Source organism: Tabrizicola sp. T46 (assembly GCF_057219895.1).
In genome coordinates, this window is the sequence record NZ_JBXVVV010000002.1 from 756,451 (window position 1) to 770,754 (window position 14,304).

The following is a 14,304-nucleotide window of genomic DNA, read 5'->3' on the forward strand; positions in this document are numbered from 1 at the left end:
CGAAACATGCGCCTTTCGACTGTGATGACCGGTTTCAGTGCGGCAGCAGCATCCAGCCTGACCGCAGGGTCAGCCCTGGCCCAGCAAGCCCTTGAGATCATTGGGCAGCCCGTTCAGGGTGCCATGGGGTTCCAGCCTGCAGCGACCAGCATCGCGGAAGAACTGCAGTGGCTGGACGGCTTCATCCTGTACATCATCACGGCGATCGTGATCTTCGTGACCGCGCTTCTGATCTACGTAATGGTGCGCTACAACCGGAAGTCCAACCCGGTTCCAGCGCGGTTCACGCACAACTCGCCGCTTGAAGTGGCATGGACCCTGATCCCGGTTGTCATTCTGGTGGTGATCGGTGCCTTCTCGCTGCCGATCCTGCGCTATGAGCAGACCATTCCGGTCGGTGACGTGACGATCAAGGCCACGGGATATCAGTGGTACTGGAACTACGAATACGTCGACGAGGGTGTGGCCTTCGACAGCTACATGATCGGCTCGCCCTCCTCCGGTGGAAACAACATGCTGACGCCCGAGGTCGAGGCCCAGCTGGTTGAGGCGGGCTACACAAAGGACCAGTTCCTGCTTGCCACGGATACCGCGGTCGTGGTGCCGGTGGGCAAAACCATCGTCGTCCAGGTGACGGCGGCAGACGTGATCCACTCGTGGAAGGTGCCTGCCTTCGGCGTCATGCAGGACGGTGTTCCGGGCCGGCTTGCCGCGCTCTGGTTCGAGGCCGACAAGGAAGGCATCTACTTCGGCCAGTGTTCGGAACTTTGCGGGCAGATGCACGCTTACATGCCGATCACGGTCAAGGTCGTCTCGGAGGCCGCCTACGCCGAATGGCTGGAGGGGGCCAAGCAGGGCGAGTATCAGCTTTCGCAGGCTGACCTGTCGGCTGCGGTTCAGGTGGCGTCCAACGACTGAAGGCCGTGACTGAGCGAAGACACCTGACCGGGGCCCGGAAGCCGGGCCTTTCTGGCGGACTGGAACGGACATGAGTGACATCAGCGCCTACCAGAGGACTGAAGACGCCCCGCGTGAGGCCGGCTTTGGCGACTATGTGCTGCTTCTGAAGCCGCGGGTCATGTCGCTTGTCGTGTTCACCGCGCTGGTCGGGCTGCTCGTTGCGCCGGTCGGGTTGCATCCGGTGGAAGGCTTTGCCGCGATCCTGTTCATCGCGCTTGGGGCCGGGGCCTCGGGTGCGCTGAACATGTGGTGGGACGCCGACATCGACGCAGTGATGAAACGGACCGCGCGGCGCCCGGTGCCCTCGGGGCGGGTTGAAGCGGGCGAGGCGCTGGCGATCGGGCTGGCGCTGTCCGGGATCAGCGTGGTGATGCTGGCGCTGGCCACGAACCTGATGGCGGCCGCGCTTCTGGCCTTCACGATCTTCTTCTACGCGGTCGTCTATTCGATCTGGCTGAAGCGCCTTACGCCCCAGAACATCGTGATCGGCGGTGCCGCCGGGGCTTTCCCGCCCATGATCGGATGGGTGGCGGCGACCGGATCGGTCAGCCTTGAGGCAGTGCTGATGTTCGCGCTGATCTTTATGTGGACGCCTCCGCATTTCTGGGCGCTGGCGCTCTTCATGAAGGAAGACTACCACACAGCAGGCGTGCCGATGCTGACGGTGACCCACGGGCGCAAGGCCACGCGAGTGCATATCCTGGTCTACACGGCCCTCTTGGTGCCGGTGGCACTGGGGGCGGCGCTTACATCAATCGGCGGGCCGCTGACGCTCGCGGTCGCCCTAGTGCTCAATGGCTGGTTCATGGTCGGTGCCGTGCGCATCTGGCGGCGGGACGAAGCGATGGCCGAGGCTGACAAGTATGCCGTCGAGAAAGCCTTCTTCCGCTTCTCGCTTCTCTACCTTTTCCTGCATTTCGCGGCCTTTCTGGTCGAGGCCGCACTGAAGCCCTATGGACTGGGGGGCTGGTGATGAGCTTCCGTCCCGACCATGAACTGCACAGGCGCAGGTTCGGCCGCAACGTCGGCCTCGGACTGACGCTGGTTGGCTTTGTGGTTCTCGTCTTCGCGCTGACCGTGGTGAAGATCCAGCGCGGTGATCCGATGCAGGGCTATGACCATGTGGTCCAGCCCGAGGCCGTGCCGAAGGGAGAGGGAGCATGATCTTTCCGCGACTTACCGGTCCGAACCGGACGCTTGTGAAGCTTCTGTCGCTGGTGGTGACGCTGGTTTTCACTACGGTAGTGATCATTCCGCCCTTCTACGACTGGTTCTGCCGGGTCACCGGCTTTGGCGGGACGACCGCCGTCGCTGACCAGGGGGCCGACACCGTCCTCGACCGCACGATGAAGGTCCGCTTCGACGCATCGCTGGAACAGGGGATGCCATGGGAATTCCGGCCTGTCGAACACTCGATGACCATCCGGATCGGCGAGACCGGGCTGGCCTTCTACGAGGCGCATAATCCGACGAACCGTCCCGTTGCCGGAACAGCGAGCTTCAACGTCTATCCCTATGCCGCTGGCGGTTACTTCACGAAGATCGAGTGCTTCTGCTTCCAGGAGCAGGTCCTGCAACCGGGTGAGACGGTGCAGATGCCGGTAAGCTTCTTCGTCGACCCTGCCATCGTCGACGATCCGGACGGGACGTTTGTGCAAGAGATCGTCCTCAGCTACACTTTCCACGAAACGCCCCTGCCCGAAGAGCAGGCGGCACTGGCCCCATCCGATGCGCGCAACGACGCCGCATTGAACTGACCGATAAAGAACACGAGGGAACCGCCAGCCATGGCCCACGCAAAGAACCACGACTACCACGTCCTTCCGCCGTCGATCTGGCCGCTCTTGGCCGCCGTCGCCGCTTTCGTGATGCTCTTCGGCTCGGTTCTCTGGATGCACGGGTCGGGCCCCTGGCTGGGGCTGATCGGCCTTGCCGGTGTCCTTTACGTGATGTTCGCCTGGTGGGCCGAGGTGGTGCAGGAAAGCCATGCGGGCGACCACACGCCTGTCGTCCGGCTGGGCCTGAAATACGGCTTCATCCTCTTCATCATGTCCGAGGTCATGTTCTTCGTGGCCTGGTTCTGGACCTTCTTCAAGCATCGCATGTATCCGATGCACCCCGACGGCCTGTCGCCCGCCGTCGACGGCCCCTGGCCGCCCGCCGGGATCGAGACCTTCGACCCCTGGCATCTGCCGCTGATCAACACGCTTATCCTGCTTCTCTCCGGCTGCGCCGCCACCTGGGCGCACCACGCCCTCGTGCATGAGAACAACCGCAAGGACCTCAAGAACGGCCTCATCTTGGCCATCGCCCTGGGCGTCGTGTTCACGTTCATGCAGGCCTATGAATACAGCCACGCCGCCTTCGGCTTTGCCGGGAACATCTACGGCGCGAGCTTCTTCATGGCGACCGGCTTCCATGGCTTCCACGTCATCGTGGGGACGATCTTCCTGACCGTCTGCCTGATCCGCGTCTACAAGGGTCACTTCAGCCCGGAAAAACACGTGGGTTTCGAGGCCGCCGCCTGGTACTGGCACTTCGTCGACGTGGTCTGGCTGTTCCTCTTCGCCGTGATCTACGTCTGGGGTCGCGGCTAGGCCCGACGCCGTTTCAAGTAAACCAGCGCGGGCCTTCGGGCCTGCGCTGGCATTTTGCGGGGGATGGATGCTTCGTCAGTTGATCCTTGCGCTGATCCTGGGGATCGCCGGCACCGGCACCCTGGTGGGTCTGGGCGTGTGGCAACTTCAGCGGCTGGAGTGGAAGGAAGGCATCATCGCGGGGGCCGAGGCGATGATTGCGGCCGAACCGATCCCGCTGCCGCCGGCGCCTGATGCTGCCACGGACCGCTACCGCGCGGTTACCGTCACGGGCAGCTTCACCGGTGAGGAAGCGCATGTCCTCACCTCGACCCGCGAGGCGGGGCCCGGCTTTCTGGTCATCGCCGCATATGAAACGGCCGAGGGCCGCCGGATCCTGATCGACCGCGGCTTCGTGCCGGAGATCGAAAAGACCACCCCCCGCCCCCCGCGCGCGGTTCCGGTCACCGGCAACCTCAACTGGCCCGACGATGTGACCTCATCCACCCCCGGGTACGACGCCACAAGGGCGATCTGGTACGGCCGCGACGTGGCCGGTATCGCGGCCCTTCTGAAGACCGAACCCGTGCTCATCATCGCGGCGAGCGACACCGGCGATGGGATCGTGGCCCGCCCGGTCACCACCGCCGGGTTTCGCAACGACCACTGGCAGTACGCCGTCACGTGGTTTTCGCTCGCCGTGGCATGGGCGGGGATGACAGTCTTTCTTCTCTGGCGTATCAGAAGCCGGACAGTCTGAAGGCGACATGATGAACTACATCTCGACCCGCGGCTCCGCGCCCATTCTGGGCTTCGGCGAAGCGATGATGACCGGGCTTGCGCGCGACGGCGGGCTTTATGTACCGGAAACCGTACCGGCCCTGTCCCATGCCGAGATCGCCGCACTGGCCGGTGCGCCGTACGAAGAGGTCGCCTTCCGGGTAATGCGCCCCTATCTGGGCGGCTTCTTCGGGGATGACGAATTCCGGGGCCTGATCGCCAAGGCCTACGAGGGCTTTCACCACGCCGCCCGCGCCCCCATGGTGCAGCTTGGCGCCAACCATTTCCTCCTGGAGCTCTTCCACGGCCCGACGCTGGCATTCAAGGACTTCGCCATGCAGCTCATCGGGCAGATGATGCAGGCTGCCCTTGCCCGCACCGGTGAGCGGATCACGATCGTCGGCGCCACCTCGGGCGATACCGGCTCAGCCGCGATGGAGGCGTTCCGGGGCCTTGCCAACGTGGATGTGTTCATCCTTTTCCCGCATGGCCGCGTGTCGGACGTGCAGCGCCGCCAGATGACGACGCCGTCGGAAGCGAACTGCCACGCCCTGGCCATCGACGGTGACTTCGACGACGCGCAGGCCCGCGTGAAGGACATGTTCAATGACTTCGCCTTCCGCGATGGCGTCCGGCTGGCGGGGGTGAACAGCATCAACTGGGCCCGTGTGCTGGCGCAGGTGGTTTACTACTTCTACGCTGCAACCGCCCTTGGCGCGCCGCACCGTGCCGTCAGCTTCACCGTGCCGACCGGCAACTTCGGAGACATTTTCGCGGGCTACATCGCCAAGCGCATGGGCCTGCCGATCGACAAGCTGGTCATTGCGACGAACCAGAACGACATCCTCGACCGCGCGCTGCGGTCGGGCGACTATCGGACGAACGGGGTTCGCCCTTCGATCAGCCCGTCGATGGACATCCAGGTCTCGTCGAACTTCGAACGCGCGCTCTTCGATGCCTATGGCCGCGACGGCGCTGCCATTGCGCAGCTGATGGCCGAGATGAAGACCGGCGGCTTCCGCATCAGCCAGGGGGCCATCGAAAGCCTTCGGGCGACCTTCGCCTCGGGCCGCTGTGATGAGGATGAGACGCTGGCCGTCATCGCGCGCCATTGGAAGACGACCGGTGAGCTTCTGTGTCCGCATTCCGCCGTCGGCGTGAAAGTGGCTGAAGAGCATGTCGGAGGTGCCCCGATGGTCACCGTCGCCACCGCGCATCCAGCGAAGTTCCCCGATGCGGTGGAACGCGCGACCGGCATCCGTCCGGGCCTGCCGCCCCATATGGCAGACCTCTTCGACCGGCCCGAGCGCATGACCCGCGTGCCGAACGATCTTGCCGCCTTGCAGGCCCTGGTCCGCGAAAGGATCGTGCAATGAACGGGGCTGGGACCGAACGGCTTCACACCCTGCCGAACGGCTTTCGCATCGTGACCGAGAACATGCCCGGCCTGCAATCGGCCAGCGTCGGCCTGTGGGTCGAGGCCGGGGGGCGGCACGAGACGCCGGCACAGAACGGCATCGCGCATTTCCTTGAACATATGGCTTTCAAGGGCACCCGGCGCCGGTCCGCCCTGCGGATCGCCGAAGAGATCGAGGATGTCGGCGGCTACATCAACGCCTACACCAGCCGCGAGATGACCGCCTACTATGCCCGCGTCCTCAGCCAGGATGTGGTCATGGCGCTGGACGTGATCGCTGACATCGTGCTGAACCCTGTGTTCCGCAAGGCGGATATCGAGACCGAACGGCATGTGATCCTGCAGGAAATCGGTCAGGCGCTGGATACGCCCGACGACATCATCTTCGACTGGCTGCATGAGGTGAGCTACCCGAACCAGTCCTTCGGCCGCACGATCCTCGGGCCTGAGGAACGGGTCGCCGCGTTCCGCAAGGCAGATTTCGAGGATTTCACCGGAACGCATTACGGCCCGGACCAGATGATCCTGTCGGCGGCGGGTGGCGTTGACCATGACGCCATCGTCGCTGCAGCCGAGCGGATCTTCGGCGGGCTGAAGCCGCGTGGCCGGCCCGCCGCCGAGGCCGCCCATTTTGTCGGCGGCGAACGCCGCGAGGTGAAGGATCTGGAACAGGTCCACTTCACCCTTTCCTTCGAAGGACCCGGCTACCGCGACGATGCGGTCTATACCGCCCAGGTCTATGCCACCGCGATGGGCGGCGGCATGTCCAGCCGCCTTTTCCAGAAGATCCGCGAGGATCGGGGGCTCTGCTATTCGATCTACGCCCAGTCCTCTGCCTATGAGGACACCGGTCATGTGACGATCTATGCCGGCACCTCGGCGGAAGAGATCGGCGAACTGACGGCGCTGACGCTGACCGAGTTGAAGCGCGCCGCCGATGACATGACCGAGGCCGAGGTGGCCCGGGCGCGCGCGCAGCTCCGGGCCGGTCTTCTGATGGGGCTGGAAAGCCCCTCGTCGCGGGCTGAGCGGAATGCGCGCCTCCTATCAATCTGGGGCCGGATTCCCGCCGTGTCCGAGGCCGTGGCCAAGATCGACGCCGTCGATACCGCTGGCTTGCGCGCCTATGCCCACGGGTTGACCCAGGCCCGCGCCGCACTGGCGATCTACGGGCCCGTGGCCGCAGCGCCGGGGATCGAGGAGATCCGTCACGGGCTCGGACACTGATGCTCGGGCTGAAACGCCGGGTACGGGTGGAGACCGAGCGGCTGACGCTGCGGCTGCCCGAACATGCCGACTGGCGCCAGTGGTCCGAACTCCGCGAGGCCTCTGCCGAATTCCTCGCCAAGTGGGAGCCGGTCTGGGCCAATGACCACCTGACACGTCGATCTTTCACCAACCGCGTCTACTGGGCGCAGCGGGCCGAAGCTCAGGGTACCGCGCTGCCGATGCTGCTGATCCGGCGTGAGGATCAGCAACTCCTCGGCGCGCTCACGCTCGACAACATCCGCCGGGGTCCGGCACAGGCGGGCACGCTGGGCTACTGGATCGGCCAGCCCTTCGCCCGGCAGGGCTACATGCGCGAGGCGATCCTTTCCCTCACCCACCACGCCTTCACCCGCATGGACCTCTCCCGGATGGAGGCCGCCTGCCTGCCCGAAAACGCCGCCTCGCGCGGGGTCCTGGAGAAATGCGGCTTCAAGTATGAAGGTGTTGCGCAAAGCTACCTTCAGATCAACGGGCGCTGGCGGAACCACGTTCTATACGCCAACCTGCGCGGCGACCGGCGCGGCAAGACCGACGTGGGCTGACCCCGTCAAGTTCCCCTTTGTCGGGCGGGATCGCCAGGTGCAAAGGCCGCGACGGGTCGCGCTCGCGCATCCGTGATCCGTGCAACGGCTGACGTCGGGGAAATCCGCGTTACCCTTCCGGCAACCAGGAGGTGACCCGATGCGCCTTGCCATTGCCCTTTCTGTCGTTGCCATGCCGGCCTTCGCGCAAGACCGGATTCCCTCACATTGCATCGCCCTTGCGTCGGACAGGCCGCAGGTGGTCCCCGTGGCGCTGGAAGAGGGGCTGGAACCGGACTCGGTCCTCATCCGCTACATCGACCATGCAAGCTTCGCCATCGTCACCCCGGACGGCACCGTCGCGGTGACCGACTACACCGGCTACATCGGCACGCAGGACGTCGTTCCTGACGTGGTCACGATGAACAACGCCCATTCCACCCACTGGACGGCGAATCCCGATCCCCGCATCCCCCATGTCCTGAAAGGCTGGGGTGAGGGCGCGACGCCCGCCGACCACCGGCTCGACCTCGGGTCGATGCTGGTCCGCAACGTCACCACCGACACGCGCGGCCCCTTCGGTGAGGGTGCCCGGGCGAACGGCAACTCGATCTTCATCTTCGAGGCGGCCGGCCTTTGCATCGGCCACCTCGGCCACCTGCACCAAATCCCCTCGGACGCCCAATATGCGGCGATCGGCCGGGTGGACGTGCTGATGGTGCCGGTTGACGGCGGCTTCACCTTGCGTACGGCAGACATGGCGGGCGTGGTGAAACGCCTGCGCTCGTCGGTCGTCATCCCGATGCACTGGTTTTCCGAGGCGTCGCTCCAGGCCTTTCTGACCGAGATGTCGGCCGAGTTCTCGGTGGTCGAGACGGGGGGCGCGCAGATCTCCATGTCTCTGGACGACCTGCCCGGGACCCCGACCGTGCTGGTGCTGGAGCCGGCTTTCCTCGACTGACTGGCGCGCCGGGTGCGGGGGCGCTACCAAGGCGGGGAAGGAGCATGGAATGCTGAACCCCTGCGATGACGCCTTTCTCGCAACGCTGCGCCAAGACCTGCCCGACGGCACGCTGGTCCCCCCAGACGCCCTCCACCTGACCGAGCCGCGCGGTCGCTGGCAGGGCCGGGCGGGCGCGCTTGCCTTGCCCCGCAGCACTGCCGAGGTGGCCAAGGTCATCCGGGTCTGTGCGGCCGCGCGGGTCGGCGTGGTGCCCTGGGGGGGCGGCACCGGGCTGGTCGGCGGGCAGATCATGCCCGATGGTCCCGCGCCCCTGCTTCTGTCCCTCGAACGGATGACGGCCCTGCGCGGCGCTTACCCGGCCGAGTATGCGCTGGTCGTCGAGGCCGGGATGATCCTTGCCGACGTCCAGGCCGAGGCCGCACGGATCGGGCGGATCTTCCCGCTGTCGCTGGCCTCGGAAGGCAGTTGCCGGATCGGTGGCAACCTGGCCGCCAATGCCGGCGGGACGGCAGTCCTCCGCTATGGCAACGCCCGCGACCTTTGCCTCGGGATCGAGGCGGTCCTGCCCGACGGCAGCATCTTCAACGGCCTGAAGCGGCTCAGGAAGGACAACGCGGGCTATGACCTGCGGCACCTTCTGATCGGGTCCGAAGGGACGCTCGGGGTCATCACCGCCGCCAGCCTGCGGCTCTTCCCGATCCCGGCGGCCTCGGTCGTCGCCATGCTTGCGGTGCCATCGCCCGCGGCGGCACTCGACCTTCTGTCCCTGGCACAGGCGCGGCTGGGCGGCATGGTCTCGACCTTCGAGCTGATCCACCGGATGGGCTTTGACTTCCTTGCCGAAACGATGCCCGACCTCAGACCGCCCCTGAACCCGGTTCCCGAATGGCAGGTGCTGGTCGAGCTTGGCCTTCCCGCCGCGATCGACCCGGAACCCGCCATGGCCGCTCTTTATGCCGAGGGCGCCGAGGCAGGGCTGGTGGCCGACGGGGTGATCGCGACCTCCGAAGCACAGGCCGCCAGCCTCTGGCACCTGCGCGAGACGATCCCCGAGGCGAATCGCAGGATCGGCGCGGTCTCCAGCCACGACATCTCGCTTCCCCTGTCCGAAATCCCGGGCTTCATCGCCGAGGCTCCGGCCGCGCTGCGCCCGCTGGGCGACTTCCGGATCAACTGCTTCGGGCATCTCGGGGACGGCAACCTCCACTGGAACGTCTTTCCGGTGCAGGGCGCGTCGCGGCGCGACCATGACGCGGTGCGCGACCGGGTGAAGGAAGTGGTGCATGACATGGTGCACGCGCGCGGCGGGTCCGTCGCGGCAGAGCATGGGGTCGGGCGGCTGAAGGTGGCGGACCTTGCGCGTTATGGCGATCCGGGCAAGCTTCAGGCGATGCGGGCGATCAAGGCGGCCCTCGATCCCCACGGCATCATGAACCCCGGCGCGGTCCTGGCCTGATCAGGGGCCGCCGGGCTTGACAGGACGGGTTCACTCGGCGTCCCCTCTGGCAGCATCGGCAGCAAGAGGAGTGGCTATGACCGTTTCGCGTGCGGCAAAGATCATCATGGTGTTGTCCCTTGCGGCCTTCGCCTTTCTGGTGACCTTCAACAACATCACCGATTACAACTCGAACTACCAGTTCGTGCAGCATGTTCTCAGCATGGACACGACCTTCCCTGACAACGTGGCGATGTACCGGGCCATCACGTCGCCCACGCTCTGGACCATCGGCTACTGGGTCATTATCGCGGGTGAGGGGCTGACCTGCCTTCTGCTCCTGATCGGGGCCTTCCGGATGTGGGCCGCAAGGGACAGCATTCCTGCCGACTTCGATGCCGCGAAGGACTTTGTCATCGCCGGGGCGACGATGGGTTTCCTCGTCTGGTTCGTGGGTTTCATGGTCGTGGGCGGCGAATGGTTCCTGATGTGGCAGTCCGAGGTCTGGAACGGGCAGGACGCCGCCTTCCGCTTCTATCTCTCGATGCTTGCGGTCCTGATCTTCGTGAACCAGCCCGAACGAAGCTGATGCCCCGAAAAGGTTACCCCGCCGCAGGAAACCTGCAGCGGGGTGCTTTGGGGGGTGTGTGGGTCACGCCGTGGGTAGCGGCGCGGCCGGGCTGGGTAGGCCCGACAGGAACAGGTCTACATATGATTCCCTTCAACAAGGTTAACTGAAGCGGCCCTCACCGCCCGACCTGGCAATTTCTTCGAAGAAATCGCTCCAGGCCCTGCGAAGGCCCCGGCGCCCTGCCTCACAGCCCCTCGAAAGCGCACAGGGCATGGACATCCATCCCCATCGCCTCAAGCTTCCGGCGGCCGCCAAGGTCGGGCAAGTCGACCACGAAGGCGCATCCCACGACCTCGGCCCCAAGGCGTTCGATCAGCTTGATCCCCGCCTCGGCGGTGCCGCCGGTGGCCAGAAGGTCATCGACCAGAAGCACCTTCTCGCCCGCCTGCATCGCGTCGTCATGCACCTCGACCACCGCCTCGCCGTATTCCAGCGTATAGGCCTGACTGATCGTCTGCCCCGGCAGCTTGCCCTTCTTGCGGATCGGGACAAAGCCGGTCGAAAGCTGGTGCGCGACTGCCCCGCCCAGGATGAACCCCCGCGCCTCCAGTCCCACGACCTTGTCGATCCGCATCCCGGCATAGGGGGCCAGAAGCTGGTCGACGCACATCCGGAACCCGCGCGGATCGGCGAAAAGGGTGGTCACGTCGCGAAAGAAGATCCCTTCGTGCGGGAAGTCGACGATGGTGCGGATATAGTCCTTGACGGTCTTCTTCGGGGTCATGTGCAGGGTCCGGTCAATGGGTTGCAGGCGGTGTGGGTTGGCATCCGTTCGGATTTAGAGGACGCGTCCGGCGACCGCGTCCAGCCGGGCAAGGACCTCGGAGTCGCGCTTGTCCGGGGCGGTCATCAGGGCATGGGTCAGCGCCCGATCGCAGCCATGGGGGCAGGGCGCGCGGTCGGGGCCAAGAAGGGCAGGCAGCCGCGCCACCAGCCCCCGCGCGGCGTCCGCGTTGGCATGCACCACCGCGATCACCTGGGCGACATCCACCGCCCCGTGCCCTTCGTGCCAGCAGTCGTAATCCGTGACCATCGCGACGGAGGCATAGCAAAGCTCGGCCTCGCGGGCGAGGCGTGCTTCGGAAAGGCCGGTCATCCCGATCACGTCCGCACCCCAGCTTTGGTAAAGCCTGCTTTCGGCGCGGGTGGAAAACTGCGGCCCCTCCATCGAAAGATAGGTGGCCCCGGTGTGGACGGTCAGACCCTGCGCCCGCCCGGCCTCGGCGCAGGCAGTCCCGAGGCGCGGGCAGGTCGGGTCGGCAAGGCTGACATGGGCGACGCAACCGGGGCCGAAGAAGCTCGGCGGGCGCTGGGTGGTGCGGTCGATGTACTGATCGACGATCACGAAATCCCCCGGCGCGAAGTCCTCGCGCAGCGATCCGACGGCAGAGACGGCGACCACATCGGTGCAGCCCAGCCGCTTCAGCGCGTCGATGTTGGCGCGGTAGGGGACGGTTGCCGGGTCATGGACATGCCCCCGCCCGTGACGCGGCAGGAAGGCCACCGGCACGCCACCAAGGCGACCGACCAGAAGCTCGTCCGACGGCTTGCCCCAGGGCGTCTTGACCTTGACCCAGGTTGCCCCTTCCAGGCCGTCGATCTGGTAGACCCCCGATCCGCCGATCACGCCGAGCATGGTTTGCATGGGGGTCTCCGTTCCTGCCGCCGGGGGAACCATAGCCACACCCTGCCGGGCGCGGAAGCGGGGTTCTTCAGGGTCCGCAGCCCGGGCCGTTGAGATTGCTGTCAGGATGCTGGCTTTGCTTGCAGAATGGGCGGACCTCTGGTCATCCTCGGCGGCAGCGGGGTGGGGCGGGTGATGGCAACAGAAGTCACGGATCTGGAGGCGCTGGCCAGCCTTTGCGCCGCGCGGGCGGCGGGCGGGGCTGACCGGACCATCCTTGCGCTGGCAGGTCCGCCGGGGTCGGGGAAGTCGACGCTGGCCGAACGCCTTGTTCACCTTTTGAATAGCCGCACCCCGGGGCTGGCCGAGGTGCTGCCGATGGACGGCTATCACTATGACGACCTCTACCTCGTCCCCGCCGGTCTGCGCCCCCGGAAAGGCGCGCCACAGACCTTCGACGTGGGCGGGCTCTTCCACACCCTTCGCCGGCTGCGGGCGCGGGACGAGGCCGAGGTGGCGGTGCCGGTCTTTGATCGCTCGATCGAGATCGCCCGGGCGGGGGCAAGGCTGATCCCGGCACGCGTCCCGGTGATCGTGGTCGAGGGAAACTGGCTCCTCCTCGACCAGTCTCCCTGGGACCGGCTGCGGCCGATGTTCGACATCACGGTCCGGGTCGACGTGCCCGAACCCGTCCTCCGCGAGCGGCTCCGCGGGCGGTGGACCGGCTATAGGCTGACGGAGGCAGAGATCGTCGCGAAGCTGGAAGAGAACGACCTCCCCAACGGCAGGCTTGTCCGCGACGGGTCGGTCGCGCCGGATTTCCTTTTGAACAACGCGTGAGGAGACGAAGATGGATTTGATCGACACCCACCAGCATCTCATCCTGCGCGACCGGATCGGCTATGCCTGGACCGGGGAGTTCCCAATCCTTGCCGGGGACTTCACCAGGCAAGACTATGCCGGGCTGGTCGCCGGGACCGGGGTCCGCGCGACGATCTTCATGGAGACCGGGGTCGACGATTCCGACTACCAGGCCGAGGCGCGGATGGTCGCCGGGATGGTCGGCACCGCGGTGGGCGGGGTGGTGATGCTGGGGCAGATCGCCAGCATCCGGCCGGAGTTCGATGCCGGGTTTGACGCCTGGCTGGAAGAGGCCAAGGGGCTGAAGGTCGTCGGGTTCCGCCGGATCCTGCATGTGGTGCCGGACGAGGTCTCGCTGACCGGGACCTTCCGGGCGAACCTGCGGAAGATCGGGCGGGCGGGGTATCCGTTCGACCTGAACTTCCTGTCGCGGCAACTGGTCCCGATCGGGGTTCCGCTCCTTAAGGCCTGCCCGGACCAGCCCTTCATCCTCGATCACTGCGGGGTGCCGGACGTGGCGGGGGGCGACTGGGAAGTCTGGAAGACCGGGATCGACGCCATCGCGGCCTTCCCGAACGTGGTCGTGAAACTGTCCGGGATCACCACCTACTGCGCGCCGGGGACGGCTTCGGTCCCCCTCGTCCGCCCGTATGTGGAGCATCTTCTGGAGGCCTTCGGGCCGCAAAGGATGCTGTGGGGCGGGGACTGGCCGGTGGTCAACCTTGGTGCCGGGCTGCCGGAGTGGATCCGGATGACGGGGGAGCTGCTGGCGGGGCTTTCGGAGGCGGAAAAGGCCACCATCGGGACCGAAACGGCGCGGCGGGTCTATGGGGTGTGAGACGTGACCACAGTGGTCAAAATCGGAATGTCGTTTGGAAACAGATGGTTGCGTGTGGACATTAGGAATTTGGAAAGGTTTGCCGACACCCCACTCTTCGCCCTGTAGGGAGTCCCCCACCCCTATTGTCGTTGCAGTGCCCCGACCCACGCGGGAGAGGGGAGGCGCATCATGGCGCCTCAGGCGTTCATCGCGAAATGGCGCGCGTCGAGACGACTTTGGGGCCATCGCGATTGGCGCTGCAGCGGCGTTGCTCAGTGAACTCCGGAAGAACTGCCCGGATCCGCCGGACATCGTGACCCGGGTGCCTGAGGTGCTGCCGGAGTATCCCGACCGCATCCTCACGATGGACGGGAAGGCGGTGCCGATCCTGATGGCGCGGCCGCTCACGAACCTATAAGGCCCGCGTTCGGCCTGGCTGGCGCAGG

General features: G+C 65.9%; 16 protein-coding genes. 14 read left to right on the forward strand and 2 right to left on the reverse strand.

What is annotated here, in order from left to right:
- Positions 1 to 6 precede the first annotated feature (6 nt).
- The 12 genes from coxB (at position 7) to AC2D9V_RS11440 (ending at position 10,511) form a co-directional block, all read left to right on the forward strand.
- Complete coding sequence (gene coxB, locus AC2D9V_RS11385; protein ID WP_484714183.1) at positions 7 to 918, forward strand: cytochrome c oxidase subunit II; 912 nt, start codon at positions 7 to 9, stop codon at positions 916 to 918.
- A gap of 70 nt (positions 919 to 988) precedes the next feature.
- Positions 989 to 1,933 carry a heme o synthase gene (gene cyoE / locus AC2D9V_RS11390; protein WP_484714184.1) on the forward strand — a complete coding sequence of 315 codons (945 nt, stop codon included), beginning with the start codon at positions 989 to 991 and terminating at the stop codon, positions 1,931 to 1,933.
- Positions 1,933 to 2,124 carry a hypothetical protein gene (locus tag AC2D9V_RS11395; protein ID WP_484714185.1) on the forward strand — a complete coding sequence of 64 codons (192 nt, stop codon included), beginning with the start codon at positions 1,933 to 1,935 and terminating at the stop codon, positions 2,122 to 2,124. The genes cyoE and AC2D9V_RS11395 overlap by 1 nt, the downstream gene beginning before the upstream one ends.
- Positions 2,121 to 2,717, forward strand: coding sequence for a cytochrome c oxidase assembly protein (locus tag AC2D9V_RS11400; RefSeq protein ID WP_484714186.1), 597 nt, complete (start codon positions 2,121 to 2,123; stop codon positions 2,715 to 2,717). The genes AC2D9V_RS11395 and AC2D9V_RS11400 overlap by 4 nt, the downstream gene beginning before the upstream one ends.
- A gap of 30 nt (positions 2,718 to 2,747) precedes the next feature.
- Positions 2,748 to 3,557 (forward strand): cytochrome c oxidase subunit 3, encoded by an 810-nt coding sequence (locus AC2D9V_RS11405; RefSeq protein ID WP_484714187.1) that lies wholly within the window; start codon positions 2,748 to 2,750, stop codon positions 3,555 to 3,557.
- Positions 3,558 to 3,624: 67 nt separating this feature from the next.
- On the forward strand, positions 3,625 to 4,296 hold the full coding sequence (locus AC2D9V_RS11410; protein WP_484714188.1) for an SURF1 family protein: 672 nt from the start codon (positions 3,625 to 3,627) through the stop codon (positions 4,294 to 4,296).
- A 10-nt stretch (positions 4,297 to 4,306) separates the two neighbouring features.
- Positions 4,307 to 5,692: a threonine synthase gene (gene thrC / locus AC2D9V_RS11415; RefSeq protein ID WP_484714189.1), complete on the forward strand. Its 1,386-nt coding sequence runs from the start codon at positions 4,307 to 4,309 to the stop codon at positions 5,690 to 5,692.
- Complete coding sequence (locus AC2D9V_RS11420) at positions 5,689 to 6,960, forward strand: M16 family metallopeptidase (protein ID WP_484714190.1); 1,272 nt, start codon at positions 5,689 to 5,691, stop codon at positions 6,958 to 6,960. Before thrC ends, AC2D9V_RS11420 begins: the two co-directional genes overlap by 4 nt.
- The gene (locus AC2D9V_RS11425; RefSeq protein WP_484714191.1) at positions 6,960 to 7,544 is read left to right on the forward strand and encodes a GNAT family N-acetyltransferase; all 585 of its coding nucleotides are present in this window, start codon (positions 6,960 to 6,962) and stop codon (positions 7,542 to 7,544) included. The genes AC2D9V_RS11420 and AC2D9V_RS11425 overlap by 1 nt, the downstream gene beginning before the upstream one ends.
- A gap of 139 nt (positions 7,545 to 7,683) precedes the next feature.
- Positions 7,684 to 8,484: an MBL fold metallo-hydrolase gene (locus AC2D9V_RS11430; RefSeq protein ID WP_484714192.1), complete on the forward strand. Its 801-nt coding sequence runs from the start codon at positions 7,684 to 7,686 to the stop codon at positions 8,482 to 8,484.
- A gap of 49 nt (positions 8,485 to 8,533) precedes the next feature.
- Positions 8,534 to 9,943 (forward strand): FAD-binding oxidoreductase, encoded by a 1,410-nt coding sequence (locus AC2D9V_RS11435; protein ID WP_484714193.1) that lies wholly within the window; start codon positions 8,534 to 8,536, stop codon positions 9,941 to 9,943.
- Positions 9,944 to 10,019: 76 nt separating this feature from the next.
- Positions 10,020 to 10,511: a DUF2165 family protein gene (locus AC2D9V_RS11440; RefSeq protein ID WP_484714194.1), complete on the forward strand. Its 492-nt coding sequence runs from the start codon at positions 10,020 to 10,022 to the stop codon at positions 10,509 to 10,511.
- A gap of 226 nt (positions 10,512 to 10,737) precedes the next feature.
- On the opposite strand, the gene AC2D9V_RS11445 is transcribed toward AC2D9V_RS11440, so the two are convergent.
- Entirely contained in the window at positions 10,738 to 11,277 is a 540-nt protein-coding gene (locus AC2D9V_RS11445; protein WP_484714195.1) for an adenine phosphoribosyltransferase, read from the reverse strand.
- A 54-nt stretch (positions 11,278 to 11,331) separates the two neighbouring features.
- Entirely contained in the window at positions 11,332 to 12,198 is an 867-nt protein-coding gene (locus tag AC2D9V_RS11450; RefSeq protein ID WP_484714196.1) for an S-methyl-5'-thioadenosine phosphorylase, read from the reverse strand.
- 174 nt (positions 12,199 to 12,372) lie between these two features.
- Here AC2D9V_RS11450 and AC2D9V_RS11455 point away from each other — a divergent pair, with 174 nt between their 5' ends.
- Both AC2D9V_RS11455 and AC2D9V_RS11460 read left to right on the forward strand, forming a co-directional pair.
- Positions 12,373 to 13,017 (forward strand): nucleoside/nucleotide kinase family protein, encoded by a 645-nt coding sequence (locus AC2D9V_RS11455; RefSeq protein ID WP_484714490.1) that lies wholly within the window; start codon positions 12,373 to 12,375, stop codon positions 13,015 to 13,017.
- A gap of 10 nt (positions 13,018 to 13,027) precedes the next feature.
- Complete coding sequence (locus tag AC2D9V_RS11460; RefSeq protein WP_484714197.1) at positions 13,028 to 13,876, forward strand: amidohydrolase family protein; 849 nt, start codon at positions 13,028 to 13,030, stop codon at positions 13,874 to 13,876.
- Positions 13,877 to 14,304: the final 428 nt, after the last annotated feature.